Here is a 26,394-nt window from a genome sequence, read left to right as displayed (position 1 = left end):
GCCCGGGTGGGGCTCGGAGGTGTGGCCGTTCGGGGACGGCTGGGGCAGGGTGTCGCTCCTGCCGAGCTCCCGCAGGATGATCTCCCGCTCGCCGAGCGCGCGTTCCGTCAGCGCCGTCCGGGTGGCGGCCAGCCGCCGGTCGACCTCGGTGATCTGCTCACGGGCCCGGGCACGGATCTCCGTCACGTACGCGGGCTGGAACTCCGGATCGGTGAACTCGCCCAGCGGATGCCGCCGGGCGTCCCGCATCCCCTGCCGGCGTGCCTCTTCACGCTCGGCCAGCGGATCGCCCCGCCTGAACAGCCGTGACAAGAACGCCATCCGCGTCTCTCCTGGCTCCGGCCGGACCGGAACCCGGCCCGAGTGTCCCTGGCCCCCAGACTAAGTGCTCATTTCCGGGTGATGGCGGCTCGCACGGGTGGTTCTGCGCCGGTGTGGCCTTGAGACAGGCCCTGGAGACCGGCCTTTGAGACAAGGCAAGCGCATCCCGGGCCACTGTCTGGAGCGCGGGGGGACGCTGCGGCACCGAGCGGGGCCGGTGCCGCGGCGGTGACCCGGTCAGCCTTTGGCCTCGCCGTTGGCCTGCGCCTGCTCCATAGCCTCTTCCGGAGAGGCTTCGAGGTCCTGCTCGGCGTCGGCGCCCGCGGCGGAGGCCTTGTCGAGGCGGACCCAGCTCGTCACGCTCTCCACCGCGAACAACACGAACAGGTAGGCCGTCAGCACCGCCAGCACCGGGGTCAGCGCTTCCAGCGCGGCCCCGGCGCCGATGATGAGCAGCCGAAGCTCCCATCCGAGCCCCGCGTAGAACACCCAGGCGGGCGGCCAGATGCTCTGCCGGGTGCGGTAGACGGTGTCGTAGGTGTGGTAGCCCACGACGTACACCAGCACGAACAGCAGCCACCTCGGCGCGTCGGCCACGAGACCGACGGCGATCATGGTGAGGAACTCGGTGCCGCGCAACAGCGGCGGGGTGAGCCAGTCGAAGCGGCCCAGGTGGTCGCGCGGCGCGGTGGGCAGCACCAGCAGCAGCATGATCGCCACGGGCAGGAGCAGGATCGGGCCCGGCTCCAGCACGCCGGCGACGATGAGGCCGACGATCGCCAGCAGGGCGACGAGCGTGGCTGGGACGGGCGGCAGGCCCTTGCCGAGCTTGCCGGCCAGCGCGTGGGTTAGTGGTCCGTCGTCGCGGTAGGCGAGCAGGCGGGCGGTCTGGGTGCGGCGGCGTTCCTCGTCGGGGTCCGGCGTGGGAGTGGCCATGGCCTGCGGTTGGGTGATCATACGAGCGACCTCATGAGGCGTCCGGTGAGGGTGTAGATGGCGGCGACGGAGCCCCAGATCACCAGGGTGAGGAAGGTGATCCGGGCGTCGAAGAGGGCGGCGGTGATCGCGATGGCCGCGAACCGCTCGCCGATGGGGAACACGATCATCTTGCGCGCCCAGTGGACGGCGCGGTGCTTGCCCGCCTTGCTCCACATCTTGAGCACGCCCCGCACGCCCTGGTTGCGCTCGACCTTGCGCCGCGTCAGCGCCTCGCGCAGGTCGCGGTCGTCAGGCACGTCGAGCGCCAGGGTGGGCAGCTTGGCCGGGGGCTTGCGGCGGTTGGAGATGCCGAAGGAGAAGTCGAGCAGGTGGCGCACCGACTGCAGGCCGATCGCGGCCAGCGCCAGGATCCAGATGTCCTCGCTGTTGCCGGAGACGACCCAGCCGATGGCCAGGCCGGCGAAGACCACGTATTCCTTGAACCGGTCGAACGTGGCGTCCAGCCACGCCCCCAGCACGCCGAACTTGCGGGCGTAGCGGGCCACCTGGCCGTCGACGCAGTCGAAGACGAACGCGAAGTAGATCAGGATGCCGCCCGCCACCATCCACGGGCGATCGCCCGTCGCGAAGCAGGCGGCCGCTGCCACGCCGAGCGCGATCGAGATCAGCGTGACCTGGTTGGGTGTCCACCCGCGCCTGGCCGCCCAGCGGGCGATGAAGCGGGAGTAGGTGGAGACGAAGTAGGTGGTGAAGAAGCCGTCGGCGCCCTTGACCGCGTTGTTGAGCCTGGAGCGGTCTTCGTTCATGCCGGTCATCTCGGCGCCCGCTTCGTTCACCTCCTCCTGGGTGGTGACCCGGCGGTAGAACAGGTCGCGGCGGCCGCGGATGCCGACCGACACGCCGTTGCGCACGAGCCCGAACACAATGAGCTGCACCAGGTCGTCGTCATCGCCGAAACGGTGGGCGATCTCGGCCAGCTCGCGGCAGGTCTGCGCCAGCACGGGGGCGTTGCGCGCGCTCACGTGCAGCGGGCCGAGCAGGGCCGCGTTGGGCCTGGTGACGGCGTGGTAGGCGGTGCCCACCGAGACCACACGTGAGGACTTGCCGATGCGGGCGCGGACGGGCAGGCCTTCGAGGCGCTCGTAGCCGATCTCGGGCTCGGCCTCCGAGATCGGGACGCGCCCCTCCTGGGCGGGCTCGTCGTCGCCGTCTTCAGGACCGTTGTCCTCCTGACCGGTGTCCTCCTGCGCCTCCTCGGAGATCCCGTAGCGCGGCTCCTTCGCGACGAGCGCCAGCGCACCGCGCTTGGACTTGGTGATCTGGTAGATCAGCTCGTCGTGGACGACGGAGTTGGTGGGGATGATGAAGAGGTTTTCCGTTGCTGATGCTGCGACATCGGCCAGGGCTCGCAGGGCGGCGGCCACATCGCCTGACTCGATGGTGGCGGGCCGCGGATCCATGGAGGTGACCTGGCTGCGTAGTCGCTCGGCCACAGTCGGGTTGCCGGCTAGCGCGGCCAGCCTCAGGCCGGTCGGAGAGGTTTCGGGGCCGGGCGAGGCGCCCAGCAGGACCACGCGGGTCATGTCTCCCTTTCGAGGCGGTTGCGGGGGGTTGAACAACGGGTGATGCGGGGACAGGCGTCAAAGTCTAGTGAGGGTTACGCAAAGTTGCGTCAACAGAGCATGCCCGTAACGTTCGCCCGTCGGTACCGAGAGTGGCCGTAAGATGTCCGAGTGAGTCTCTACCGTGACGAAGGCGTGGTCCTGCGTACACAGAAACTCGGTGAGGCCGATCGCATCGTCACCATCCTGGCCAAGCGCACCGGCAAGGTACGCGCGGTGGCCAAGGGCGTGCGCCGCACGACATCGCGTTTCGGGGCGAGGCTTGAGCCGTTCACGCACGTCGACCTGCAGCTGCACACCGGGCGCACCCTCGACGTCGTCACCCAGGCGGAGACGCTGAGACCCTATGGGGAGGCGCTGGCCGCCGACTATCCCCGCTACACCGCGGGCACCGCGATGCTGGAGACCGCCGACCGGCTGACGCACGGGGAGAAGGAGCCGGCGCTGCGGCAGTTCCTGCTGCTGGTGGGCGGGCTGCGCACGCTCGCCGACCGGGACCACGAGGCCAGGCTGGTGCTGGACGCCTATTTTCTGCGCTCCCTGGCCGTGGCGGGCTACGCCCCCGCGCTCGACGCGTGCGCCAAGTGCCGGGCCCCGGCGATCAGGGCGTTCGCCATCGTCGCGGGCGGCGTGGTGTGCGGGGCGTGCAAACCGTCCGGGTCGGCCGTGCCCGCGGGAGAGACGATCGGGCTCATGGCGGCGCTGCTGCGGGGCGACTGGGCGGCGGCCGACGTGTCGGAGTCGCGCCATCGCAGCGAGTGCAGCGGTCTGGTCGCCGCCTATCTGCAGTGGCACCTCGAACACGGCATACGCTCTCTCCGACACGTCGAAAGGGAGCCCGCGTGAACGTCCGACCACCGTCCCCGCATCCGTCAGGCGCGACGCCGCCGCCGATCCCGCGCGAGCTGGTGCCCCGGCACGTCGCCATCGTCATGGACGGAAACGGCCGCTGGGCCAAGGCGCGGGGGCTGCCGCGCACCGAGGGGCACAAGGCAGGCGAGTCATCGCTGTTCGACGTCATCGAGGGGGCTCTGGAGCTGGGCATCCCCTATCTGAGCGCCTACGCGTTCTCGACGGAGAACTGGAAGCGCTCTCCCGACGAGGTGCGTTTCCTCATGGGCTTCAACCGCGACGTGATCCGGCGGCGCCGCGACGAGCTCAACGCCATGGGCGTGCGCGTGCGCTGGGCCGGCCGGCCGGGGCGGTTGTGGAAGAGCGTCATCTCCGAGCTGCAGACGGCCGAGGAGATGACCGTCGACAACCGTACGCTGACGCTGCAGTTCTGCGTCAACTACGGCGGGCAGGCCGAGATCGTCGACGCGGCGGTGCGGATGGCCCAGGACATCGCGGCCGGGCGGGTCAGGCCGTCCAAGGTCAACGAGAAGGTGTTCGCCCGCTATCTCGACGAGCCGGGGATTCCCGAGGTCGACCTGTTCGTACGGTCGTCGGGAGAGCAGCGCTTCTCCAACTTCCTGCTGTGGCAGTCGGCCTACGCCGAGATGGTGTTCCTCGACCGGCTCTGGCCCGACTTCGATCGCAGAGACTTGTGGGAGGCGTGCGAGATCTACGCCAAGCGCGACCGCCGCTATGGCGGGGCCATGCCCAACCAGGTCTAGCGGCTCAGGCCCGGCGGCGGGCGCGGTAGGCGGCGACGTGCATGCGGTTGCCGCACGTGCGGCTGTCGCAGTAGACGCGCGAGCGGTTGCGGGACTCGTCGACGAACACCCGGTCGCAGTCGGGCGCCGCGCACGTGCGCAGGCGCTCGGCCTCGCCCTCGACCAGCAGGTGGGCCAGCGCCACCCCGCAGTCGGCCGCCACGTGCTCCGCCAGCTTCGCGTCGGCGGCGAAATAGTGCACGTGCAGCGGATGCCCGTCGTGCTCGGTGAGCCTGGGCGTGATGCGCGTCTCCGACAGCAGGGCGTTGAGGAGGCGGACGGCGCTCGGCTGGTCGGTGGCGGTGAAGACGCGGTGGAACGCCTCCCGCACCATCCGCACCTGCCCCAGGTCGCGGACCGTGAGCCGGCCCACGCCGCTGATCTCGCGGGACTCAACGAACGCCTGCAGTTCGGCCAGGCCGGCCAGGCCCTCGTCGCCGCCGGTGGAGGGCGAGGTGTTGACCAGCTCGACAACGGTGGCCAACGAATGCACCATGTCATGGCCAAACGGCATGTTGACTCCTGTACGCGCCGGGTTCTAGCGTTGTCGCAGCGTATCTCCTGCACGGGGCATCGGGGGTTTCCGTGAGTGCACATCGGCGTATCGTCATGGTCGCGATCGCCGGGGCGCTCATCATCTCCACCTCTGGCCCCATGGTCCGCATGGCCGACGTGTCACCCGCGACCTCCGCGTTCTTCCGATGCGCGTACGCCGTGCCGCCGATGCTCGTGCTGGCCTGGCTGGAGCGGCGCCGCTTAGGCCCGATGCCGCGCAAGGCGCTCCTGACGGCCTATTCGGCGGGCGCGGTGTTCGCGCTCGACCTGCTGTTCTGGCACCACGCCATCGAGTACGTCGGCGCGGGGCTGGCCACCGTGCTGGGCAACCTGCAGGTGTTCATCGTGGCGTTCGCCGCCTGGGCGGTGTTCGGGGAGCGGCCGTCCACGCGGCTGATGGTAGGGACGCCGGTCGTGTTCGGCGGCGTGGTGCTGATCTCCGGGGTGTTCGACAGCGCGGCCTACGGCAGCGACCCCATGATGGGGGTGCTCGCGGGGGTCGCCACGTCGTTGTCGTACGCGGTGTTCCTGCTGCTGATGAAGGCGGGGCCGGATCGAGGCGCGGGCCCGCTGGCGCACGCCACCGTGGTGACCGCCGCGACGATCGCGCTGCTCAGCCCCGTGTTCGGCGGCGCGGACTTCACTCCGGACTGGCCGGCGCACGGCTGGCTGCTGCTGCTCGCGCTGGGACCGCAGGTGCTCGGATGGTCGCTGATCACGTATTCGCTGCCGCGCCAGCCCGCCGCGCTCACCGCGCTGCTGCTGCTGATCCAGCCCATGACGACCGTGGGCATCTCCGCGCTGGCGCTCGGGGAGCGCCCGTCGGTGTTGCAGCTCACGGGCTGCGCGATCATCGTGCTCGGCGTGCTCTACGGCTCTCGCCGGGCTCAGCCCGTCCTGGCCGGGGCCGAGCAGGACGAGCAGGTGCCGAAGACCTCGACCGTGTGAGTGATCTCGGTGAACCCGTGCTCGCTGCCGACCGTCTCGGCCCAGCGCTCGACCGCGGGCCCGTCGACCTCCACGGTGCGGCCGCAGCGGCGGCACACCAGGTGGTGGTGGTGGGTGTCGCTCGCGCAGGCGCGGTAGACCGACTCGCCCTCGTCGGTGCGCAGCACGTCGACCTGGCCGCCGTCGGCCAGCGCCTGCAGAGCGCGGTAGACCGTGGTCAGGCCGATCTTGGCGCCGTGCAGGCGCATCTCGGCATAGACGTCCTGCGCGCTGCGGAAACCCTCGCTCCTGCGCAGGGTGTCGTGCACGGCATCGCGTCTCGTCGTCATGCGACCTCCTCGACGCGCAGCTTTGGTCGCTCGCTCAATGGTGACTCCTGGGTACGGCCTCGCCGTACGAATCTACCGACCCCGAGGGCCAGGACGAAGCCGGCGAGCGCAAGAAGCACGATCGCGGCCCCCGGCGGGACCTTGGCCGAGTAGGTGGAGGCCAGCAGACCGCCCACGGAGGCGAGCACCCCGAACACCATGGCCAGCAGCATCGTCGTGCGGAAGCCCCGCGTCAACTGCTGGCTGGTGGCCACCGGGATCACCATCAGCGCGCTGACCAGCAGGAGGCCGACCACGCGCATGGCGATGACGACGGTGAGCGCCGCCGTGACCGCGATCAGCAGGCTGAGGAAACGCACCGGCAGGCCGCTGGCCCTGGCCATCTCCTCGTCCTGGCAGAGCACGAACAACTCCCTGCCGAAGATCACCACGACCGCGATCACCGCGGCGGCCAGCGCGGCGATGACCCAGATGTCCCCGGGGGTGACGCTGGCGATGGCGCCGAACAGGTAGGAGTTGAGCTTGGTGGTGCTGCCGCCGGGCGCGATGCCCATGAGCATGACGCCGCCCGCGATCCCGCCGTAGAACAGCAGCGCCAGCGCCACGTCGCCGCTGGTGCGGCCGCGCGCCCTGACCAGCTCGATGGCCACGGCGCCGAGCACGGACACGATCACCGCGGTCAGCACGGGAGCGGTGCCGGTGAGGAAACCGAGCGCCACGCCGGTCAGCGCCACGTGCCCGATGCCGTCGCCGAGCAGCGACAACCTGCGCTGCACGATGAACGTGCCGACCGCGGGCGCGCAGAGCCCCACCAGCAGCGCCGCGATCAGCGCGAGCTGGAACAGCTCCTCCTGAAGCAACTCGATGATCACCGTGGGTCTCCCTGCCACCCCGTGAGCGGTCCCGCGCCCGGTTCGACGGGCGCGTGCGGGTGCTGGTGCTCGTGCCCCGGCCGGGCGCAGTCGCCCTCGGGACGCGGCGGCCTGCCGTCGTGCACGACCTGGCCCTCGCGGATCACGACGCCGCGCGTGATGATCGGCTCCAGCGGGCCCAGCTCGTGCGCGACCAGCACCACGGTCTTGCCGTCCAGCACCAGCGCGGCCAGGGTGTCGGCGAGCAGTTTCTGCGTCTCGGCGTCCACGCCCGCGGTCGGCTCGTCCATCACGTACGTGTCCGGCTCCCCGGCCAGCGCGCGGGCGATGAGCACCCGTTGCTGCTGGCCCCCGGACAACGACTGGACGGGATCACCTTCGCGGTCGGCCAGCCTGACGGCCTCCAGCGCGCTCGCCACGGCGGCCCTGTCCACCACGCTGGTCCTGCGGAACCTGCTCTGCCTGGCGATCCGGCCGGAGGCCACGACCTCGCGCACGCTGGCGGGCACGCCGCCGCCCACGTGGAGCCGCTGCGGCACGTAGCCGATGCGCCACCACTCGCGGAACCTGGCGGGCGGCGAGCCGTACACCAGGGTCGAGCCGCCGGACAGCGGCGTGAGGCCGAGCAGCGCGCGGACCAGCGTGGACTTGCCCGAGCCGTTGGCGCCCAGCAGGGCGACGACCTCCCCGGGACGGACGGTCAGGTCGATCCCCTGGAGGACGGGTTTGCCCTCGAAGGAGACCCGGCCGCCGGTCATCGCGAAGGCCGTTTCGCTCATGCCGTACACCCCAGTGCTGTTTGTAGGGTTCTGAGGTTATCGCGCATGGCCGACATGTAATCGCCCGAGGGCTTGCTCTCCAGCGGGTCGAGCACGGCCGTCCTCGCGCCGACCTGGCTCGCGAGCACCTCGGCCACCTTCGGGCTGACCAGGGTCTCGGTGAAGATCGTGGTCACGCCCTCGGCCTTGGCGAGCTTGGCCACCTCGGAGATGCGGGTGGGCGACGGCTCGGTCTCGGGGTCGAGCGTGATGCCGACCTGCTTGAGCTTGTAACGATCCGCCAGATATCCGAACGCCTCGTGCGCGGTGACCAGCGTCCTCGTCTTGCATGTGCCGAGGCCCTGGGCGAGCTCCTGGTCGAGTGTGCCGAGCGCGGCGGCCGTCTTCGCGGCGCGGTCCTGGTAGGCCTTGGCGCGCGGGGCGTCGGCGGCGGCCAGCCGCTCGCCCAGCTTCGTGGCGACGGTGGCCAGGCGGGACGGGTCGAGCCACAGATGCGGGTCGTAGGCGACCTCGTGCTCGTGCTCCTCGGCGCCTTCCTCGGCGTGCCCGTGCTCCTCCGCGTGCCCGCCGGCCGCCGGGATCGTCTTGACGGCGGTCGCGGCGTCGAAGCTCGTGTCGGGCTCCACGGCGTCGTCCACGGCCGGCTGCACACCCTTGACGTAGACGGTGAGCGCGGCGTTCCTGACCGCGGTGACCTGCTGGATGCCCAGCTCCAGATCGTGGGGCTCGACGCCGGGCGCGGTCAGGCTCGTCACCTGCACGTCGGATCCCCCGACCTGCTCGGTCAGCCACTGGAGCGGGTAGAAGGCGGCGACCACCTCGGGCCTGCCGCCCTCCGCCTCTGTGATGGCGGAGCCGGCGCCGCACGCGGCGGTGGTGGTGACCAGCGCGGCTCCCGCCAGCAGGCGTGCAGCACAAGACCGGGAAAATCCTGAAATCATGCACCCATTATGCTGCAGAATGAAAATGATTGTCAAAATCTCCGCGCAGGGTGACGCGGCGGCGGGAGCGTTCCAGGCCAGGAAGACAGGATGCCGGACGGCGGCTGGGGGCCCGGGCACGCCGCTCGGCATCCCGCGGTCGCCCCGGTGGTCGTGCGCCGGCAGAGCCGTTGCCGGTGCCCGGAGCGACGTTCGCGGCCGCGAGGCGCCGGCCGGCCCGGCCGCGCCTCGCGGAATGGGGTGATCAGTCGGGGAGCAGGGCCTCCTCGCTCAGCCGGTGTTCGCCCGCGTAGACGTTCATCGAGTCACCCCGGAGGAAGCCGATGAGCGTCAGCCCTTCCTCGGCGGCCAGCTCGGCCGCGAGCGAGGAGGGCGCGGACACCGCGGCGAGCACGGGGACGCCCCCCATGACCGCCTTCTGCACCAGCTCGAACGACGCCCGCCCCGACACCATCAGCACGGTGCCCCGCAACGGCAGCCGGCCGTTCCTGAGCGCCCAGCCGAGCAGCTTGTCGACGGCGTTGTGCCGGCCCACGTCCTCGCGCACGCACAACGCCTCGCCGTCGGCCGTGAACAGGCCCGCCGCGTGCAGCCCGCCGGTCCTGTCGAAGACCCGCTGGGCCGCCCGCAGCCGCAGCGGCAGCGACGCGATCACCGGCTGCGTCAGCTCGACGGGGTCGTCGCCGGCGCTCCAGCGCGCCACGGTGCGCACCGCCTCCAGCGACGCCTTGCCGCAGACGCCGCAGGAGGAGGTGGTGTAGAAGTTACGCGGCTCCGGCGCCGGGACGCCGGGCGCGAGCCGCACGTCGAGCACGTTGTACGTGTTCCCGCCGTCCACCGTCGCGCCCGCGCAGTAGCGGATCGTGGCGATGTCGTCCGGCGATCCCACGGCACCCTCGCTGACGAGGAAGCCCGCGGCCAGGTCGAAGTCGTCGCCGGGCGTGCGCATGGTGACCGTCAGCGGCGTGCCGTTGAGCCGGATCTCCAGCGGCTCCTCGGCGGCCAGCGAGTCGATCCTGCGGGTGCGGGCGGTGTCCTTCACCCGCAGGATGCGGCGTTTGACGGAGACCCTAGACATAGCCGTACCCGAAGCGGCCCTTGACGCAGAGGTTGCCCTTGGTGACCGGGTTGTCGTGCGGCGAGGTCACCTTGACGATCTTGTTGTCCTGCACGTGCAGGGTCAGGTTGCAGCCCACACCGCAGTAGCTGCAGATCGTCGTGGTCTCCGTCTGCTTCGACTCGTCCCAGGTGCCCTCGGCCCGCATGTCGAACTCGCTCTTGAACGACAGCGCGCCCGTGGGGCACACCTCGACGCAGTTGCCGCAGTAGACGCAGGCCGAGTCGGTGAGCGGGGCGTCGAACTCCGTGGAGATCGTCGTGTCGAAGCCCCGGCCCGCGACGCCGATGGCGAAGGTGTTCTGCCACTGGTCGCCGCAGGCGTCCACGCACTTGTAACACATGATGCACTTGCTGTAGTCGCGTACGTAGAGCTCGTTGTCGACCTTGGCGGGCTGCTCGACGGTGGCGGCGTCGTCGCCGAACCTGGCCGGGTCGGCGTCGTACTCCTTCGTCCACTCGGCGGCCCTCGGGGTGGTCGACAGGTCCACCGAGGACGCGAGCAGTTCCAGCACCACCTTGCGACTCTGCCGGGCGCGCTCGGTGTCGGTGCCGACCTTCATGCCCTTCTCGGCCTTCCTGGAGCAGGCGGGCGCCAGCGTCCGCGCGCCCTCCACCTCCACCACGCAGACCCGGCAGGCGTTCTTCGGGGTGAGCGTGTCGCCGTAGCAGAGCGTCGGGATGTCCTTGCCCGCCACGGCGCACGCGTCGAGGATCGTCGAGCCCTCTGGCACGCGCACGGTCTCGCCGTCGATCTCGACGTCGATGAGCCGGCGGGGCGGCTGGAGCGGGATCATCTGAAAACTCCCAGGCGGTCGATGGCTGATTCGACGGCGTTCCAGGCGGTCTGTCCGAGGCCGCAGATGGAGGCGTCACGCATGGTCTGCCCGACCTCGCGCAGCAGCACGAGATCATCGTCGTCGACCCGGCGCGACAACCGGTGCAGGGCCTCCTCCTGGCGTACCGTACCCACCCGGCAGGGCACGCACTGGCCGCAGGACTCGTCGCGGAAGAACTCCGCGATGCGCAGCAGCAGGCTCTTGAGGTCCACGCCGTCGTCGATGACGAGCACCACACCCGAGCCGAGCGTCGCGCCGGCGGCCCTGGTGCCCTCGAAGGTGAGCGGGATGTCCAGATCGGTGACGAACGCGCCGGCCGCGCCGCCCAGCAGCACCGCCCTGGTCGTGCCGGTGGTGCCCGACAGGTCGAGCAGCTCGCGCAGCGTGGCGCCGAACGTCAGCTCGTAGACGCCGGGGCGTTCCACCGCGCCCGAGACGCAGAACAGCTTGGGCTCGGCCGCCGCGTACGCCTGCGCCCCGCGCTCCAGGATCGGCAGCACGTTGACCAGCGTCTCGACGTTGTTGACCACGGTCGGCTTGCCGAACAGCCCCTTCTCCACCGGGAACGGCGGTTTGCTGCGCGGCTCGCCCCGCTGCCCCTCGATCGAGTTGAAGATCGCGGTCTCCTCGCCGCAGATGTAGGCGCCCGCGCCCCTCCGCAGCTCGATGTCGAAGGACAGGCCCTTGCCGAGGATGTCGTCGCCGAGCAGGCCCCGCGCGCGGGCGGTCGCGATCGCGTGCTGGAGCCGCGCGACCGCCCGGGGATATTCGCCCCTGATGTAGAGGTATCCCTTGGCGCAGCCGGTGGCGTAGGCGGCGATCGTCATGGCCTCGACGAGCGCGTACGGGTCGCCCTCCATGATGACCCGGTCCTTGAACGTGCCCGGCTCGCTCTCGTCGGCGTTGCAGACCAGGTAGTGGGGGTGGTCCGGCTGGCGGGCCGTGGCGTCCCACTTGCGCCCGGTCGGGAACGCCGCGCCGCCCCTGCCGACCAGGCCCGACTCCAGCACTTCGCGGATCACGCCTGCGGGCCCGAGCTCGAAGGCCCGCCGCAGCGCGGTGTAGCCGCCGGCCGCCCGGTAGTCGTCCAGGCTGGCCGGGTCGACGGTGCCGATTCTCCTGAGCAGGAGCAGTCCGTCCTGCCCGGTCTGCGGCACCGCCGCCCGCTCCGGGGTCTCGCCGGTGACCTTGACGCTCGGCGTGCTGCCGTTGGAGTTCGGCGGCGCCTCGGCCATGGTGGTGATCGTTTCAGGGGTCGCGGGGGCGTACACCTGCGCCACGGGGGGCGTGCCGGCCTCCAGGGCCAGCGCGGCCGGGGCCCGCTCGCACATGCCCAGGCAGGGGCTCTCCTGCCACGACGTGCCCGCCGGGCCGAAGTGGTCCTCGACGCGCCTGCGTACGGACTCCGCGCCCTTCGCCTGGCAGGCCAGGTCGGTGCAGACGTGCAGCACCCGCTTCGGCCTGGGCTGCACGGAGAACAGCGCGTAGAACGTGGCCACGCCGTACGCCTCGGCCGGGGGGATCGTCAGGCGCCGGCAGATGTACTCGAGCGCCCCCTCGCTGATCCACCCGACCCGGTCGTTGACCGCGTGCAGCGCGGGCAGCAACTGGTCCCGGGCGGCCTCCGCGCGGGCGGCGAAGCGCAGGTCCTGCTCGGTCCTCGCGCCGCCGTCCCAGGCGGAGGCGGGCGGCCCGAGCAGGGCGTCGATCGCCGCGCGCTCCTCCTCGGACGGCTCCGCCCCACGAAATCTCAGATCCATCTGATCACCCGGCCTTGACGAGCTTCTCGACACGTACGGCGGCGGCCTTGAACTCGGCCGTGCCCGAGATCGGGTCGGTGGCCTCGATGGTCAAGGAGTTGGTGTCCACCTCGTCGGGGAAGTGGAACGTCATGAACACGAGCCCCGGCCGCAGGGCGGGGTCGATGTAGACCGGCGCGGTCACCGAGCCTCGCCGCGAGGTGATCCGCACCTCCTCGCCCTCGGTGAGGCCGAGCCGCTCGGCGTCCTCGGGGCAGAGTTCGACGGTCTCGCCACGGCGCAGCGGCGAGGCGAACCCGGACGACTGCACCCCGGTGTTGTAGGAGTCGAGCCGGCGGCCGGTGGTCAGCCGCAGCGGATATTCGTCGTCGAGCAGGTCCACCGGCGGCGAGTGCCGCAGCACCGCGAACGGCGCCGGCGTGCCGCGCTTTGACGGGTCGTTCTCCCACAGCCTGCCGTGCAGGTAGGGGGGCTCCAGCGAGTCCTCCGACGGGCAGGGCCACTGGATGCCCTGCAGGTCGGCCAGCCGCTGGTAGGTCATGCCCGTGTGCTGCGGGGACAGGGCGCGCAGTTCGTTCCAGACCTCCTCCGCGCCGTCGTAGTGCCAGTCGTGGCCCAGCCTGCGCGCGATCTCGCACATGATCCAGATGTCGTCGCGGGCCTCGCCCGGCGGCTCCAGGGCCTTGCGCACCCGCTGGACGCGGCGCTCGCTGTTGGTGAACGTGCCGTCGGCCTCGCACCAGGCGGCGCTGGCCGGCAGCACGACGTCGGCCATCTGGGCGGTCTTGGTGAGGAAGATGTCCTGCACCACCAGGTGGTCGAGCATCGACAGGCGCTTGATGCAGGCCAGCGAGTCGGCCTCCGACTGTACGGGATTCTCACCGATCAGATAGCACGTGGTGACCTCGCCCTCGGCCATCGCCTCCAGCATCTCGGTGAGGTTGTGCCCGTACCTCGGCTGGATCGGCCGGCCCCACGCGCTCTCGAACCTGGCCCTGATGCCGGGGTCGAGGATGTCCTGGAAGCCGGGCAGGCGGTTGGGGATGGCTCCCATGTCGCCGCCGCCCTGCACGTTGTTCTGCCCGCGCAGCGGCGACAGGCCCGAGCCGTAGCGGCCGACGTGGCCGGTCAGCAGGGACAGGTTGATGAGCGCCCGTACGTTGTCGGTGGCGTTGTGGTGCTCCGTGATGCCGAGCGTCCAGCACAGCTGGGCGCGGTCGGCGCGGGCGTAGGAGTGGGCCAGCTCGCGGATGGCGGCCGCGGGCACGCCGGTGACCTGCTCGGCCACGCTGAGCGTCCACGGCTCGACCGACTCCTTGAACTCCTCGAAGCCGCTTGTGGCCCGCTCGATGAACGCCTCGTTGTGCAGGCCGGCGTGGATGATCTCGCGGGCCACCGCGTGGGCGAGCGGGATGTCCGTGCCGACGTTGAGCCCCAGCCACAGGTCGGCCCACTGGGCCGTGCCGGTGCGGCGGGGGTCGACCGCGAACATGCGCGCGCCCTTGCGGATGCCCTTGAGCACGTGCTGGAAGAAGATGGGGTGGGCGTTCCTGGCCGCCGAACCCCACATGACGATCACGTCGGTGTCCTCGACCTCCTGGTAGGAGGAGGTGCCGCCGCCGCTGCCGAACACCGCCGACAGCCCTGCCACGCTGGGCGCGTGGCAGGTGCGGTTGCAGGAGTCCACGTTGTTGGTGCCTATTACCACGCGGGTGAACTTCTGCCCGACGTAGTTCATCTCGTTGGTGGAACGGGCGCACGACAACATGGCGAAGCAGTCGGGCCCGTGCTCGGCGACGTTGCGGCGGAAGCCCTCCGCAGCGCGCTCCAGCGCCTCCTCCCAGCTCGCCTGGCGCAGTACGCCGTTCTCGCGCACCAGTGGATGGGTCAGGCGGTCATAGCTCATGATCCCTCCATTCTGTATACAATCACGGTATTCCCAGCTAGACCGCGCGGACAAGGTTCGCGTTCAGCAGATCGCTCACAGCGTGGATCGCGCGCAGCGTCGGCACCTCCGCTCCAGTGAGATCGGCCAGCTCGACCACCGCAGCCAGCAGCACGTCGAGCTCCAGCGGTTTCCCCTTCTCCAGGTCCTGAAGCGTGGACGTCTTGTGCTCGCCGGCCTTCTCCGCGCCTCGCAGACGGCGCTCGATCGAGATGCCCGGATCGCAGCCCACCCGCCTCGCGACCTCGACCGTCTCCTGCATCATGGCCACGACCAGCCCTCTCGTGCCGTCGTGGCGGCAGATCCCGGCCATCGTCGCTCTGGCGAGCGCGCTGATGGGGTTGAAGGCGATGTTGCCCATGAGTTTGATCCAAACATCCCGGCGGAGATCCGGCTCCACCGGGCACTTCAGGCCGCCCTCGACCGCCGCCCGGCTGAAGGCGGCGCACCGCTCGGTCGGCTCGCCGTTCGGCTCGCCGATGGAGAACCTGGTGCCTTCGAGGTGGCGGATCACGCCCGGCCTCTCGATCTCGGTGGCGGCGTAGACGACGCAGCCGATCGCCCGGTGCAGCGGCAGCGCGGCCGTCACCGCGCCGCCCGGGTCGACGCTTTCGATGCGGTAGCCCTCGTGCGGGCCCTTCAGTCCGTGGAAGTACCACCACGGGATGCCGTTCTGCGCGGCGATGATGCTCGTGGTCTCGTGCAGAAGCGGCTGGATCATGGGGCCCGCGGCGGCGTAACTGTTCGCCTTGAGGCCCAGGAAGACGTGGTCCACCGGGCCGACCTCGGTGGGGTCGTCGGTGGCATGGGGATGGGCGACGAAATCGCCCCTGGGGGTGAGCACCCGCACACCGGCGGAGCGTATCGCCTGCAGGTGCTCGCCTCTGGCGATGAGGTGCACCTCGACTCCCGCTCTGTGGAGGGCGGCCCCCACGTATGCGCCGATGGCGCCGGCGCCAAGAACAGCGACCTTCATCATCCGCTCCGTTCTCGCGTCGGACTGTCTGTACGGCCCCCGTACAGCGGTGGACCGCCGCCGCGGCCGACCGTTCACGCGGCCCGCTGGAGGCGGGCGACTGTGCATTCGGTATACAGTATGGAAAAAGTCGGGTCAAGGAGCGTATCTGTGACCGTTGTTCGGCATGAACCAGTGGTGGAAGCGATGCCATGGGCCGCCGCGCGGGCCCTCGCGGCGCGGTCGGCGGGGCGGCTGGAGCCGGCGCGGGTGCCGCTCCAGGAGGCCCTCGGCCGCCGCCTGACCGCCCCCTTGGCGGCGCTCGTGCCGGTGCCCGGCGTGGACGTGGCGGCGATGGACGGCTACGCCGTGGCGGGACGGGGCCCGTGGCTGGTCGTGGGCGGCGTCCTGGCCGGGGGAGCGCCGTACGGGGAAGCGCTGCGGGCCGGGGAGGCGGTGGAGATCGCCACCGGCGCCCCGGCCCCGGCGGGGGCGGAGGCGGTGCTGCCCTACGAGCACACGGTCGCGGCACCGCCTCCAGGGCATGGGGGCGCCGGGCACGAACCCGTCACGTGGGTGGACGGCGCGGTCGAGGCCGGGCGGCACATCCGGCGGCGGGGCGAGGACATCGCCGAGGACGCGGTCGTGCTCGGCGCGGGCGCCATGGTCACCCCCGCCGTACTCGGGCTTGCCGCCTCGCTCGGTCACGACACCCTGCTCGTACGTCCGCGGATCCGGGTGACGGTGCTGGTCACCGGCGACGAGGTGGTGCACGCGGGGCTGCCCGCGCCGGGCCGGGTCCGCGACGCCATCGGGCCGTTCCTGCCCGGTCTCGTGGAGTGGGCGGGCGGCCGGGTCGCCGGCGAGACCCGCCTCCCCGACGGCCCCGGCCCTCTCCGCGCCGCTCTCGCGGATGGGGCGCCGGGAACGGGCGCGGGTGAGGTGGCCGTCGTGTGCGGGGCGTCGTCGAAGGGGCCGGCCGACCACCTCCGGGGTGTGCTGGCGCGGCTCGGGGCGGAGCTCCTCGTCGACGGCGTCGCCGTACGTCCTGGGCATCCACAGATGCTGGCCCGCCTGCCGGGCGGCGGGCTCGTCGTGGGCCTGCCCGGCAACCCGTTCGCGGCCCTCGCCGCCGCGCTCACGCTGCTGGCCCCGCTGGTACGCGAGGCGGCCGGCACGGCGGCGGGCCGGGAGACGAGCGCGCTGGCCGGCCCGGTCAGGGTGCACCCGAGGGACACCCGGCTGGTGCCGGTGAGGAGATCCGGCCGCGGGGCCGTGCCTGTGGGACATGACCGGCCGGGTTCGTTGTGGGGCGCAGCGCTCGCGGATGCGCTGGCCGTGGTGCCTCCGGGGTGGTCCGGTGAGCAGATCGAGCTGATCGAGTTGCCCCTGGGGGGCTAGACAGGCCGTTCAGGAGGGAGTAACCATTGCGTTCATACGGTATGCAGTATGCGGAAGACAGGCGATCCGTCCCCGGGAAAGGGTTTGAAGGATGTCGGAAACGATCTCTGGCGGTCATCTCGTAGCCAAGGCACTCAAGGCCGAGGGCGTAGAAGTGATCTACACGCTCTGCGGCGGCCACATCATCGATATCTATGACGGCTGCGTCGATGAGGGCATCGAGGTCATCGACGTACGCCACGAACAGGTAGCCGCGCACGCCGCGGACGGATACGCGCGCATCACCGGCAAGCCCGGCTGCGCGGTGGTCACCGCCGGACCGGGCACGACCGACGCGGTCACCGGCGTGGCCAACGCCTTCCGCGCCGAGAGCCCCATGTTGCTCATCGGCGGCCAGGGGGCTCTGAGCCAGCACAAGATGGGCTCGCTCCAGGACCTGCCCCACGTGGACATGATGGCGCCCATCACCAAGTTCGCGGCCACGGTGCCCAGCACGGAACGGGTGGCCGACATCGTGTCCATGGCCTTCCGCGAGTGCTACCACGGCGCTCCCGGCCCGTCGTTCCTGGAGATCCCGCGCGACGTGCTCGACGCGAAGGTCCCGCTGGAGAAGGCGCGGATCCCCGAGGCCGGCCGCTACCGCGCCTCCACCCGCCAGGCGGGCGACCCCGAGGCGATCGAGCGGCTCGCCGACCTGCTCGCGCACGCCGAGAAGCCGGCCATCCTGCTCGGGAGCCAGGTCTGGACGTGCCGGGCGACGGACGCGGCGACCGGCTTCGTCAGGTCGCTCAACGTGCCCGCGTACATGAACGGCTCGGGCCGCGGCACGCTCGCGCCGGGCGACCCGCACCACTTCCAGCTCAGCCGCAGGTACGCCTTCACCGAGGCCGACCTGATCATCATCGTCGGCACCCCGTTCGACTTCCGGATGGGCTACGGCAAACGCCTGTCGCCGACCGCGACGGTCGTCCAGATCGACCTCGACTACCGCACCGTCGGCAAGAACAGGGACATCGACCTCGGCATCGTCGGCGACGCCGGCCTCGTCCTGTCCGCCGCCGCCCAGGCCGCGAGCGGCCGCATCGGGGACGCCGCAGCCAAGCGCAAGGCGTGGCTGGAGGAGTTGCGCACGGTCGAGACCCAGGCGTACGAGAAGCGCCTGCCCCGCCAGCACTCCGACGCCCGGCCCATCGACCCCTACCGCCTCGTGCACGAGATCAACGAGTTCCTCACCGAGGACACCATCTACATCGGCGACGGCGGCGACATCGTCACCTTCTCCGGCCAGGTCGTGCAGCCGAAGTCGCCCGGCCACTGGATGGACCCGGGACCGCTCGGCACGCTCGGCGTCGGCACGGCCTTCGCGATGGCGGCCAAGCAGGCGCGGCGGGACAAGGAGGTGCTGTGCCTGTTCGGCGACGGCGCCTTCAGCCTGACCGGCTGGGACTTCGAGACGATGGTCCGCTTCGACCTGCCGTTCATCGGGATCATCGGCAACAACTCCTCGATGAACCAGATCAGATACGGCCAGGCCGCCAAGTACGGCGAGGACCGCGCGCGCGTCGGCAACACCCTCGGCGACATCCGCTACGGCGAGTTCGCCAAGCTCCTCGGCGGCCACGGCGAGGAGGTCCGCGACCCGTCCGAGATCCGGCCCGCGCTGGAGCGGGCCAGGGAGTCGGGCAAGCCCTCACTGATCAACGTATGGGTCGATCCGGAGGTCTACGCCCCCGGAACGATGAACCAGACCATGTACAAGTAGGGGAAACAGCGACATGAAGGCTCTCGAAGGTGTCCGCGTCCTCGACATGACCCACGTCCAGTCGGGCCCGTCCGCCACCCAGATGCTCGCGTGGCTGGGCGCCGACGTGGTCAAGCTGGAAGCTCCCAAAGGCGACATCACCCGACAGCAGCTCCGTGACGTGCCAGACGTAGACAGCCTGTATTTCACGATGCTGAACTGCAACAAGCGCAGCATCACCCTCAACATGAAGAGCGAGCGCGGCAAGGAGCTCTTCACCGAACTGGTGAAGAGCGCGGACGTCCTGGTGGAGAACTTCGGGCCGGGCGCCGTCGACCGCATGGGCTTCACCTGGGAACGCCTCCAGGAGCTCAACCCCGGCCTCATCTACGCCTCGATCAAGGGCTTCGGCCCCGGCCGGTACGCCAAGTTCAAGGCGTACGAGGTGATCGCGCAGGCGATGGGCGGCTCGATGAGCACCACCGGCTTCGAGGAGGGCCCGCCGCTGGCCACCGGGGCGCAGATCGGCGACTCGGGCACCGGCATCCACGCGGTCGCCGGCATCCTGGCCGCCCTCTACCAGCGCCAGCAGACCCAGCGCGGCCAGCGCGTCCAGGTGGCCATGCAGCACGCCGTGCTGAACCTGTGCCGCGTCAAGCTGCGCGACCAGCAGCGGCTGGCGCACGGCCCGCTGCGCGAATATCCGAACAAGACGTTCGGCGACGAGGTGCCGCGCTCGGGCAACGCCAGCGGCGGCGGCCAGCCGGGCTGGGCGGTGCGTTGCGCGCCCGGCGGTCCCAACGACTACATCTACGTGATCGTGCAGCCGGTCGGCTGGGAGCCGATCGCGAACATCATCGGCCGTCCCGAGCTGGCCGCCGACCCCGAGTGGGCGACGCCGGAGGCGCGGCTGACCAAGCTGGACAAGATGTTCCAGCTCATCGAGGAGTGGACGATCCGCCACGACAAGTGGACGGTGCTCGACCGGTTCAACGGCGCCAACGTCCCGTGCGGGCCGATCCTGTCGACCAAGGAGCTGGTGGAGGACGAGAGCCTGCGCGAGGAGGGCATCGTCGTCAAGGTCGACCACCCGGAACGCGGTGAGTTCGTGACGGTCGGCAGCCCGCTGCAGTTGTCGGACTCGCCGGTGGACGTCGTCACCCCGCCGCTGCTCGGTGAGCACAACCAGGACATCTACGGCGAGCTGGGCGTCAGCGCGGACGAGCTCGCCGAACTCAAGACGAACGGAGTCATCTAAGTGGCGACCACAAGCGTGGCCAGGGAGGTCATCGACAAGGCGCTCGCCGAAGGGCGGACGGCTCTGACCGCACCGGAAGGGCGCAGGCTCTGCGAGGAGTACGGCATCGCGACCCCGGGCGAAGGGCTGGCCACGTCGGCGGCGGAGGCGGCGGAGGTCGCCGAGAAGATCGGGCTCCCGGTCGTTCTCAAGATCGTCTCGCCTGACATCCTGCACAAGACGGACGCCGGCGGCGTGCTGGTCGGCCTCAGGAGCGCCGACGAGGTGCGGGAGGGCTACGACACGATCCTGGCCAACGCCCGCGCCTACAACCCCGACGCGAAGATCGACGGCATCCAGGTGCAGCAACTGGTCGGCGGCGGCCACGAGGTCATCGTCGGCGCCGTCACCGATCCCACGTTCGGCAAGGTCGTCGCCTTCGGGCTTGGCGGTGTCCTGGTCGAAGTTTTGCAAGACGTTACCTTTAGGCTTGCCCCGCTTTCGGGTGAAGATGCCTTTGGCATGCTGGACGACATCAGGGCGGCAGAGGTCCTCCGTGGTGCTCGCGGCGCCGAACCCGCCAACCGGGAGGCGCTCGCGGGCCTGATCGAGCGGGTCGGCCGGCTGGTCACCGACGTCCCCGAGATCGTCGAGATCGACCTCAACCCGGTCTTCGCCGACGCGAGCGGAGCGGTCGCCGCCGACGTGCGCATCCTCATCGGCGACAGGCCCGCCGAGGTCGCCCGGCTGTCGCGCGAGGAGATCCTCCGGCAGATGACGCGGATCTTCAAGCCGCGCTCGGTCGCGGTCATCGGCGCCTCAGCCGAGACCGGCAAGATCGGCAACTCCGTCATGCGCAACCTCATCAACGGCGGCTACCAGGGGCAGATCCTGCCGATCAACCCCAAGGCCGACGAGATCATGGGGCTGCCCGCGTACAAGAGCATCTCCGACGTCCCCGGCGACGTGGACGTGGCCGTGTTCGCCATCCCCGCCAAGTTCGTCGCGGCGGCGCTGGAGGAGACCGGCAAGAAGGGCGTGGCGGGCGCCGTCATGATCCCGTCGGGCTTCGCCGAAACCGGCAACGTCGAGGGTCAGCAGGAGATCGTCGAGATCGCGCGCAGGCACGGCGTGCGCATGCTCGGGCCCAACATCTACGGCTACTACTACACGCCGGAGAACCTCTGCGCGACGTTCTGCACGCCGTACGACGTCAAGGGCAGCGTGGCGCTGACCTCGCAGAGCGGCGGTATCGGCATGGCCATCCTGGGCTTCAGCCGCACCACCAAGATGGGCGTCTCCGCCATCGTCGGCGTCGGCAACAAGGCCGACGTGGACGAGGACGACCTGCTCACCTTCTTCGAGCAGGACGACAACACCAAGGCCGTGGCCATGCACCTGGAGGACCTCAAGGACGGGCGCGGCTTCGTCGACGCCGCCCGCCGCGTGGTCAAGGAGAAGCCGGTCATCGTGCTCAAGGCGGGACGCACCGCGATGGGCGCGCGGGCGGCCGGCTCCCACACCGGGGCCCTGGCCGGCAACGACAAGGTCTACGACGACATCCTCCGGCAGGCCGGGGTGGTGCGCGCGCCGGGACTCAACGACATGCTGGAGTACGCCCGCGCGCTGCCGATCCTGCCCGCGCCCAAGGGTGAGAACGTCGTCATCATCACCGGGGCCGGCGGCTCGGGCGTGCTGCTCTCCGACGCCATCGTCGACGCGGGCCTGACGCTCATGGACATCCCGCCCGACCTGGACGAGGCCTTCCGCGCCTACATCCCCCCGTTCGGGGCGGCGGGCAACCCCATCGACATCACCGGCGGCGAACCGCCATCGACGTACGAGAACACGGTCCGCCTCGGCCTGGCCGACGAGCGCATCCACGCGCTCGTCCTGGGCTACTGGCACACGATCGTGACGCCGCCGATGGTCTTCGCCGAGCTCATCGCCCGCGTCGTGGCGGAGGAGCGGCAGAAGGGCAACGTCAAGCCGGTCGTGGCGTCGCTCGCCGGGGACACCGAAGTTGAGGAGGCCAGCGAGTACCTGTTCGAGCATGGCGTGGTCGCGTACCCGTACACGACAGAGAAGCCCGTGGCGGTCCTCGGTGCGAAGTACCGCTGGGCCAGGGCTGCCGGACTGCTGCGCTAGAGCCGATTGACCGCACAGCAGCCAGGCGAGGGGGCCATTTCGGGGCAGCAGCGCAGAAAGGCAACAACCCCCCAGGAGGTCCGTAGGTGGACACATCGAACACACCACCGGCGGCGCAGACCGCGCCACCGGCGGAGGACGAACGAGTATGGAAAGCGGGCCGGCTTGAGCCGATGCCCATCAGGAAGCTCCCCGACGCGCCTCCCTCGGTGCACATTCTCGGGCCGACGGTCTTTCTCGTCGCCCTGGGCGTGGGCATGGGCGAGTCGTACATGTGGCCCCGGCTGGTGCTGCTGTTCGGGCCGGAGATCCGGTGGCTGTTCCTGATCGGCGTCAGCCTGCAGGCCGTGGTGATGTTGGAGATGGCGCGCTACGCCATGGCCACGGGGGAGAGCATCTTCTCCGGCGCGGCCAGGGTGTTCAAGCCGCTGATGTGGTTCTTCTTCATCGTCGCCATCGCCGTCTACATCTGGCCGGGACACCTGTCGGCGGGAGCGGCGGCGTTCGAGGAGATATCCGGAATCCCCTGGGTGGTGACCGCGGTCGCCGGGTTGATCCTCGTCGGAGTGATCTTCAGCCTGGCCAAGGTGATCTACAACGTGCTGGAGAACGTGTTGTCGCTGCTCATCGGCGCACTCGTGCTCGGCACCGCCGTGGTCGCCGCCATGGTCGGCACCTGGAACGACGTGGTCACCACGATCACGGGCATGTTCTCCTTCGGCTACCTGCCGCCGGAGGCCATGACCGCGGCCTGGTTCCCCGTGATCGTCGGGGCGTGCGCGTTCGCCGGCCCGTCGGGCATGCAGCAGATGTGGTACACGCTGCACCTGCGTGACTCCGGCGCCGGCATGGGCGCGCACATGCCGAAGGTCCGCGGGCTGCGGCACGCGGGCGAGCAGGAGGAGATGCCCGCGCGCGGGTTCATGTTCGACACCGACAACCCGGCGGAGATGGCCAAGTGGAGGGGGTGGCGGCGCTGGGTCACCTTCGACGCCCTCCTGCTGTTCTGGGGCATCACCATGCTGGTCACGATCTCCTTCACGGTGATCGCCCAGTCGGCGGTGCGGCAGAACCCGGGCGTGCGCGACGTGATCGCAGGCGATGACCAGGAGGTGGCGCTCACCGCGATGGCGGACGCGGTCTCCTCCGCGGGCAGCTCGGTACTCGGGGTCGTTTTCCTCGGGTTCATCGCGCTCATCGGCCTGAACGCGACGCTGGGGTTGTTCGACTCCTTCTCCAGAGGTCAGGCCGACATGACGTACAACTTCGTGCCCGGCGCGAAGAAGGTCCGCATGTCGCACCTGTACGCCATCTTCCTCTGGGGCGTGATCATCTTCGGCATCCTGATCCTGCTGCTCGGCCCGGCCGACGGACCCAGCGGGATCCTCGACACGCTGGCGTTCCTGTCGACGTTCGCGATGGGCGCGTACTGCGTGACGCTGCTCCTGGTGAACAACCGCATGCTGCCCAAACCGATCAGGCCCAAGTGGTGGACCAACATGATCATCGGATTCGGCGCGGTGTTCTACCTGGGGATGCTGTTCTACAGCCTGTTCGCCTACGGCGTGGTCGTGGGCTGATGATCGGACGGCACAGCCTCGAACTCGCCCTGCCAGGGGCGTCGATCGGAGCCGCCGCCGGTGCCATGGCCGGTGGGCTGACCCTGCTCGCGGGGCAGCCCACCGGGATGGCCGCGCTGTCGGCCCTCGCGCTCTCCGTGCCGCTCGGCCTCTTCGGCGGGTTGTACGGGGTGCTCCTGGGCCACGGCGTGTTCCGGCCGGGTACCTTCGGCCCCGTCGGACTGTTCTGGATGGTGGCCTTCCCCGTGTCCCGGCTCGTCCAGGAGAGCCTGGCCGGGGTCGGCATGGCCGACGGCGTGCTGCCGTTCCTGGCGTACCAGGCGATGGTGGCGCTCGGCTTCGCGATCGGCTTCGTCTGGCTGCACGAGCGGCTCATGCCGCACTGGCTGATGCGCAGGGCCGGCGCGAACCCTGAGGCCAAGGCGCTGCTCGGCCAGTACATCAAGCACGCCCAGGCGCTGCAGGCGACCAGGAAGGGGTCGCGTCGATGAACCTGCCCGTCTGGGTCTGGCTGGCCACGATCGGCGGATTCTGCATCGTGCTCGCGTTCGACTTCTACCTCGTCGCCCGCAACCCGCACGAACCCTCGTTCAGGGAATGTGTGGGCTGGGTGTCGTTCTACGTGGGCCTGGCCGCGGCCTTCGGCGTCGGCCTGCTCCTGTTGTCGGGCCCCGCGCACGGCGGGGAGTTCTTCGCCGGGTGGATCACCGAGTATTCGCTCAGCGTGGACAACCTCTTCGTCTTCCTGCTGATCATGAGCCGATTCCGGGTGCCGCGCGAATATCGCCAGAAGGTGCTGCTCATCGGCATCATCCTGGCGCTGATGATGCGCGGCGTCTTCATCGCGGCCGGCGCCGAGGCGGTCACCAGGTTCGACTGGCTCTTCTACGTCTTCGGCGCGTTCCTCGTCTACACCGCGTGGAAGCTGATCGGTCACGAGGACGACGACGCGGAGTTCTCCGAGAACATCGCCCTGCGCACGGTGCGCCGGGTGCTCCCGACCACGGACACCTATCACGGCGCCCGGCTCACCGTGCACCTGGGCCGCAGGATGGTCACCCCGATGCTGATCGTGATGGTCGCCATCGGGACGACCGACCTGCTGTTCGCCCTCGATTCCATCCCGGCCATCTTCGGGCTCACCAAGGAGCCCTATCTGGTCTTCACCGCCAACGCCTTCGCCCTCATGGGGCTGCGGCAGCTCTTCTTCCTCATCGGCGGGCTGCTCGACCGGCTCGTCTACCTGAGCAAGGGGTTGTCGGTGGTGCTGGCCTTCATCGGGGTGAAGCTGATCCTCGAGGCCCTGCACCACGACGGTGTGTCGTGGGCGCCGGAGATCCCGATCCTGGTCTCTCTCGGCGTCATCGTCGGCACCCTCGCGGTCACCACGGTGCTGAGCCTGGTGAAGTCGGCTCGCGACGCCAGGGCGGAGGTGGTGGAGCAGGAAACCGCCGATCGCTGACCCACCCCGAACCGGGGCCGCGCGCGGGGGCGAACCCTCCCCTGCCGCGGCTCTGCGGTGTGCCCGCGACGACCGTGCTCACGGGACGTGCCTCACCGGACGTCCTACGGCCGGGGACTCTTGCGTACGTCGTGCTCGGCGGTCCACTGGCGCAGGTAGCGCTCCGCGTCGTCGGCGGAGTGGTGCTTCCTGAGCGCCGTGCTGAGGCCGAGGCCGATCACCCGGCCGTCGGCCGGATGGCCTGCCGGATCACCAAGGAGAAAGCGGATGAACGCCTTCACGGTCATGCACCTCCAATCTCTGCCACGCATCCTCTGCCCGAGGTGTTACGCAGCATGTCGTCTTCTGTGAACGTCAGATCTCCCCGCGGTCGTCCCCGCAGGTCACCCCACGGCGATTTCGCGCAGGCGTGCTCGACGCACCTCGCGGGACGCCCCGCGAGGGTCTTCGGGGTCTTTAGCCGGCGGAGGGGGTGCGCGGACGTCGCCGGCGCACCGGCTTGGGCGCGGGCTCCACGGGCTCGTTCTCCCGCTGCTCCATGTAGGAGGCGCGGGTGTGCTCGGTGTGCTCACGCATGATCTTCGCAGCGCGGCGCTCGTCGCCCGCCTCGATGGCGTCGATCAGCGAGGTGTGCTCGTCCCATGAGGCCATGCCGCGCTGGCGGGCCACGGGCGTGTGATACCACCGCACGCGCCTGGCCACCTGGGCGGCCAGCTCGGCCAGGACCTTGTTGCCAGACAGGTCGGTCACCAGCGCGTGCAGCTCCGAGTTGGTGGCCACGGCCGCGTCGACGTCGTCGGACTGCACCGCGGCGATGCCGCGGGCGCACAACGCGCGCAGCCGTTTCACGCCGTCCTCGCCGGCGTGCTCGGCGGCCAGCCGGGCGGACTCGGTCTCGAGCAGGGTGCGGACGGCCAGCAGTTGGTCGGCCTCCTCCAATGTCGGGACGTGCACGAACGCGCCCTGACCCGGGTGCAGATCGACCCAGCCCTCGCCGCTGAGCTGCTGCAACGCCTCGCGGACCGGCTGCCTGGAGACCCCCAGCAGCTCGGCCAGCTCGCTCTCGACGAGGTGCTGGCCGGGTTTGAGCTGCCCGGAGACGATGAGCTCTTGGATAGCCTCTATGACGCTTTCACGGAGCGTGGCAGGACGGGGAATCTTCGCGGCCGCCGTCTGACCGGCCTGATCCGACAGCAACATGGGCACGTCTCCAGGACTGAGCTGAAAAGTTTTTAGTCGACTGCCTACA

The 26,394-nt window shown here is 70.3% G+C and carries 25 protein-coding genes; 10 read left to right on the top strand and 15 right to left on the bottom strand.

The window, feature by feature from the left end; all coding sequences use genetic code 11:
* From E1267_RS17965 to E1267_RS47265, 3 genes are all read right to left on the bottom strand, one after another.
* Positions 1-321 (bottom strand): hypothetical protein (locus E1267_RS17965; protein WP_132333720.1); only part of this gene is annotated, 321 nt, incomplete at its 3' end.
* A gap of 237 nt (positions 322-558) precedes the next feature.
* On the bottom strand, positions 559-1,278 hold the full coding sequence (locus E1267_RS47270) for a DUF5941 domain-containing protein (protein ID WP_132333719.1): 720 nt from the start codon (positions 1,276-1,278) through the stop codon (positions 559-561).
* Positions 1,275-2,843: a CDP-alcohol phosphatidyltransferase family protein gene (locus E1267_RS47265; RefSeq protein WP_132333718.1), complete on the bottom strand. Its 1,569-nt coding sequence runs from the start codon at positions 2,841-2,843 to the stop codon at positions 1,275-1,277. The genes E1267_RS47270 and E1267_RS47265 overlap by 4 nt, the downstream gene beginning before the upstream one ends.
* A 150-nt stretch (positions 2,844-2,993) precedes the next feature.
* On the opposite strand from E1267_RS47265, the gene recO reads away from it, so the two are divergent.
* Complete coding sequence (gene recO, locus E1267_RS17950; protein ID WP_132333717.1) at positions 2,994-3,728, top strand: DNA repair protein RecO; 735 nt, start codon at positions 2,994-2,996, stop codon at positions 3,726-3,728.
* Positions 3,725-4,498, top strand: coding sequence for an isoprenyl transferase (locus tag E1267_RS17945; RefSeq protein ID WP_132333716.1), 774 nt, complete (start codon positions 3,725-3,727; stop codon positions 4,496-4,498). Before recO ends, E1267_RS17945 begins: the two co-directional genes overlap by 4 nt.
* 4 nt (positions 4,499-4,502) lie before the next feature.
* On the opposite strand, the gene E1267_RS17940 is transcribed toward E1267_RS17945, so the two are convergent.
* Positions 4,503-5,030: a CGNR zinc finger domain-containing protein gene (locus tag E1267_RS17940; protein ID WP_342774839.1), complete on the bottom strand. Its 528-nt coding sequence runs from the start codon at positions 5,028-5,030 to the stop codon at positions 4,503-4,505.
* A gap of 116 nt (positions 5,031-5,146) precedes the next feature.
* Between E1267_RS17940 and E1267_RS17935 the strand changes: the two genes are divergently transcribed.
* The gene (locus E1267_RS17935) at positions 5,147-6,040 is read left to right on the top strand and encodes a DMT family transporter (protein ID WP_132333726.1); all 894 of its coding nucleotides are present in this window, start codon (positions 5,147-5,149) and stop codon (positions 6,038-6,040) included.
* On the opposite strand, the gene E1267_RS17930 is transcribed toward E1267_RS17935, so the two are convergent.
* The 9 genes from E1267_RS17930 to E1267_RS17890 all read right to left on the bottom strand — a co-directional run bounded on the left by E1267_RS17930 (position 5,980) and on the right by E1267_RS17890 (position 15,597).
* On the bottom strand, positions 5,980-6,369 hold the full coding sequence (locus E1267_RS17930; protein ID WP_132333715.1) for a Fur family transcriptional regulator: 390 nt from the start codon (positions 6,367-6,369) through the stop codon (positions 5,980-5,982). The two genes, E1267_RS17935 and E1267_RS17930, sit on opposite strands and share 61 nt — an antisense overlap.
* A complete protein-coding gene (locus tag E1267_RS17925; RefSeq protein ID WP_132333725.1) occupies positions 6,366-7,238 on the bottom strand; it encodes a metal ABC transporter permease in 873 nt (290 codons plus the stop codon). Before E1267_RS17925 ends, E1267_RS17930 begins: the two co-directional genes overlap by 4 nt.
* Positions 7,238-8,020, bottom strand: coding sequence for a metal ABC transporter ATP-binding protein (locus tag E1267_RS17920; RefSeq protein ID WP_132333714.1), 783 nt, complete (start codon positions 8,018-8,020; stop codon positions 7,238-7,240). The genes E1267_RS17925 and E1267_RS17920 overlap by 1 nt, the downstream gene beginning before the upstream one ends.
* Positions 8,017-8,961: a metal ABC transporter substrate-binding protein gene (locus tag E1267_RS17915; protein ID WP_165959662.1), complete on the bottom strand. Its 945-nt coding sequence runs from the start codon at positions 8,959-8,961 to the stop codon at positions 8,017-8,019. The genes E1267_RS17920 and E1267_RS17915 overlap by 4 nt, the downstream gene beginning before the upstream one ends.
* Positions 8,962-9,205: 244 nt before the next feature.
* Entirely contained in the window at positions 9,206-10,039 is an 834-nt protein-coding gene (gene fdhD, locus E1267_RS17910; protein WP_132333713.1) for a formate dehydrogenase accessory sulfurtransferase FdhD, read from the bottom strand.
* On the bottom strand, positions 10,032-10,874 hold the full coding sequence (locus E1267_RS17905; RefSeq protein ID WP_132333712.1) for a 2Fe-2S iron-sulfur cluster-binding protein: 843 nt from the start codon (positions 10,872-10,874) through the stop codon (positions 10,032-10,034). Before E1267_RS17905 ends, fdhD begins: the two co-directional genes overlap by 8 nt.
* A complete protein-coding gene (locus E1267_RS17900; RefSeq protein WP_132333711.1) occupies positions 10,871-12,676 on the bottom strand; it encodes an NAD(P)H-dependent oxidoreductase subunit E in 1,806 nt (601 codons plus the stop codon). Before E1267_RS17900 ends, E1267_RS17905 begins: the two co-directional genes overlap by 4 nt.
* Before the next feature lie 4 nt (positions 12,677-12,680).
* Complete coding sequence (locus tag E1267_RS17895; protein WP_132333710.1) at positions 12,681-14,582, bottom strand: molybdopterin oxidoreductase family protein; 1,902 nt, start codon at positions 14,580-14,582, stop codon at positions 12,681-12,683.
* Positions 14,583-14,619: 37 nt separating this feature from the next.
* A complete protein-coding gene (locus tag E1267_RS17890; protein WP_132333723.1) occupies positions 14,620-15,597 on the bottom strand; it encodes a 2-dehydropantoate 2-reductase in 978 nt (325 codons plus the stop codon).
* A 186-nt stretch (positions 15,598-15,783) separates the two neighbouring features.
* On the opposite strand from E1267_RS17890, the gene E1267_RS17885 reads away from it, so the two are divergent.
* From E1267_RS17885 to E1267_RS17855, 7 genes are all read left to right on the top strand, one after another.
* Positions 15,784-16,977 (top strand): molybdopterin-binding protein, encoded by a 1,194-nt coding sequence (locus E1267_RS17885; RefSeq protein WP_132333709.1) that lies wholly within the window; start codon positions 15,784-15,786, stop codon positions 16,975-16,977.
* Positions 16,978-17,068: 91 nt separating this feature from the next.
* Positions 17,069-18,739, top strand: a complete 1,671-nt coding sequence (locus tag E1267_RS17880) for a thiamine pyrophosphate-binding protein (RefSeq protein WP_132333708.1) — start codon at positions 17,069-17,071, stop codon at positions 18,737-18,739.
* A 13-nt stretch (positions 18,740-18,752) separates the two neighbouring features.
* On the top strand, positions 18,753-19,976 hold the full coding sequence (frc, locus tag E1267_RS17875) for a formyl-CoA transferase (RefSeq protein ID WP_132333707.1): 1,224 nt from the start codon (positions 18,753-18,755) through the stop codon (positions 19,974-19,976).
* The gene (locus E1267_RS17870; protein WP_132333706.1) at positions 19,977-22,103 is read left to right on the top strand and encodes an acetate--CoA ligase family protein; all 2,127 of its coding nucleotides are present in this window, start codon (positions 19,977-19,979) and stop codon (positions 22,101-22,103) included.
* Between the two features lie 86 nt (positions 22,104-22,189).
* A complete protein-coding gene (locus E1267_RS17865) occupies positions 22,190-23,683 on the top strand; it encodes an Nramp family divalent metal transporter (RefSeq protein ID WP_165959661.1) in 1,494 nt (497 codons plus the stop codon).
* The gene (locus tag E1267_RS17860; RefSeq protein WP_132333705.1) at positions 23,683-24,174 is read left to right on the top strand and encodes a hypothetical protein; all 492 of its coding nucleotides are present in this window, start codon (positions 23,683-23,685) and stop codon (positions 24,172-24,174) included. The genes E1267_RS17865 and E1267_RS17860 overlap by 1 nt, the downstream gene beginning before the upstream one ends.
* Positions 24,171-25,145 carry a TerC family protein gene (locus E1267_RS17855; RefSeq protein WP_132333704.1) on the top strand — a complete coding sequence of 325 codons (975 nt, stop codon included), beginning with the start codon at positions 24,171-24,173 and terminating at the stop codon, positions 25,143-25,145. Before E1267_RS17860 ends, E1267_RS17855 begins: the two co-directional genes overlap by 4 nt.
* A 104-nt stretch (positions 25,146-25,249) precedes the next feature.
* On the opposite strand, the gene E1267_RS44385 is transcribed toward E1267_RS17855, so the two are convergent.
* Together E1267_RS44385 and E1267_RS17850 are read right to left on the bottom strand one after the other, a co-directional pair.
* Positions 25,250-25,426: a hypothetical protein gene (locus E1267_RS44385; protein WP_161714432.1), complete on the bottom strand. Its 177-nt coding sequence runs from the start codon at positions 25,424-25,426 to the stop codon at positions 25,250-25,252.
* 175 nt (positions 25,427-25,601) lie between these two features.
* Positions 25,602-26,345, bottom strand: a complete 744-nt coding sequence (locus E1267_RS17850; RefSeq protein WP_132333703.1) for a GntR family transcriptional regulator — start codon at positions 26,343-26,345, stop codon at positions 25,602-25,604.
* Positions 26,346-26,394: the final 49 nt, after the last annotated feature.

Source organism: Nonomuraea longispora (assembly GCF_004348345.1).
Classification (GTDB): domain Bacteria; phylum Actinomycetota; class Actinomycetes; order Streptosporangiales; family Streptosporangiaceae; genus Nonomuraea; species Nonomuraea longispora.
The sequence above is the reverse complement of the archived record's forward strand: the minus strand, read 5'-3'. Positions and strand labels throughout refer to the sequence as shown.

What these genes read in the sequence shown, in the direction of transcription:
- E1267_RS47270 (WP_132333719.1), bottom strand. Translation starts at nt 1,278, where the DNA reads ATGATCACCCAACCGCAGGCCATGGCCACTCCCACGCCGGACCCCGAC.
- E1267_RS47265 (WP_132333718.1), bottom strand. Translation starts at nt 2,843, where the DNA reads ATGACCCGCGTGGTCCTGCTGGGCGCCTCGCCCGGCCCCGAAACCTCT.
- E1267_RS17935 (WP_132333726.1), top strand. Translation starts at nt 5,147, where the DNA reads ATGGTCGCGATCGCCGGGGCGCTCATCATCTCCACCTCTGGCCCCATG.
- E1267_RS17930 (WP_132333715.1), bottom strand. Translation starts at nt 6,369, where the DNA reads ATGACGACGAGACGCGATGCCGTGCACGACACCCTGCGCAGGAGCGAG.
- E1267_RS17920 (WP_132333714.1), bottom strand. Translation starts at nt 8,020, where the DNA reads ATGAGCGAAACGGCCTTCGCGATGACCGGCGGCCGGGTCTCCTTCGAG.
- E1267_RS17915 (WP_165959662.1), bottom strand. Translation starts at nt 8,961, where the DNA reads ATGATTTCAGGATTTTCCCGGTCTTGTGCTGCACGCCTGCTGGCGGGA.
- fdhD (WP_132333713.1), bottom strand. Translation starts at nt 10,039, where the DNA reads ATGTCTAGGGTCTCCGTCAAACGCCGCATCCTGCGGGTGAAGGACACC.
- E1267_RS17905 (WP_132333712.1), bottom strand. Translation starts at nt 10,874, where the DNA reads ATGATCCCGCTCCAGCCGCCCCGCCGGCTCATCGACGTCGAGATCGAC.
- E1267_RS17900 (WP_132333711.1), bottom strand. Translation starts at nt 12,676, where the DNA reads ATGGATCTGAGATTTCGTGGGGCGGAGCCGTCCGAGGAGGAGCGCGCG.
- E1267_RS17895 (WP_132333710.1), bottom strand. Translation starts at nt 14,582, where the DNA reads ATGAGCTATGACCGCCTGACCCATCCACTGGTGCGCGAGAACGGCGTA.
- E1267_RS17890 (WP_132333723.1), bottom strand. Translation starts at nt 15,597, where the DNA reads ATGAAGGTCGCTGTTCTTGGCGCCGGCGCCATCGGCGCATACGTGGGG.
- E1267_RS17885 (WP_132333709.1), top strand. Translation starts at nt 15,784, where the DNA reads ATGCCATGGGCCGCCGCGCGGGCCCTCGCGGCGCGGTCGGCGGGGCGG.
- E1267_RS17880 (WP_132333708.1), top strand. Translation starts at nt 17,069, where the DNA reads ATGTCGGAAACGATCTCTGGCGGTCATCTCGTAGCCAAGGCACTCAAG.
- frc (WP_132333707.1), top strand. Translation starts at nt 18,753, where the DNA reads ATGAAGGCTCTCGAAGGTGTCCGCGTCCTCGACATGACCCACGTCCAG.
- E1267_RS17860 (WP_132333705.1), top strand. Translation starts at nt 23,683, where the DNA reads ATGATCGGACGGCACAGCCTCGAACTCGCCCTGCCAGGGGCGTCGATC.
- E1267_RS17855 (WP_132333704.1), top strand. Translation starts at nt 24,171, where the DNA reads ATGAACCTGCCCGTCTGGGTCTGGCTGGCCACGATCGGCGGATTCTGC.
- E1267_RS17850 (WP_132333703.1), bottom strand. Translation starts at nt 26,345, where the DNA reads ATGTTGCTGTCGGATCAGGCCGGTCAGACGGCGGCCGCGAAGATTCCC.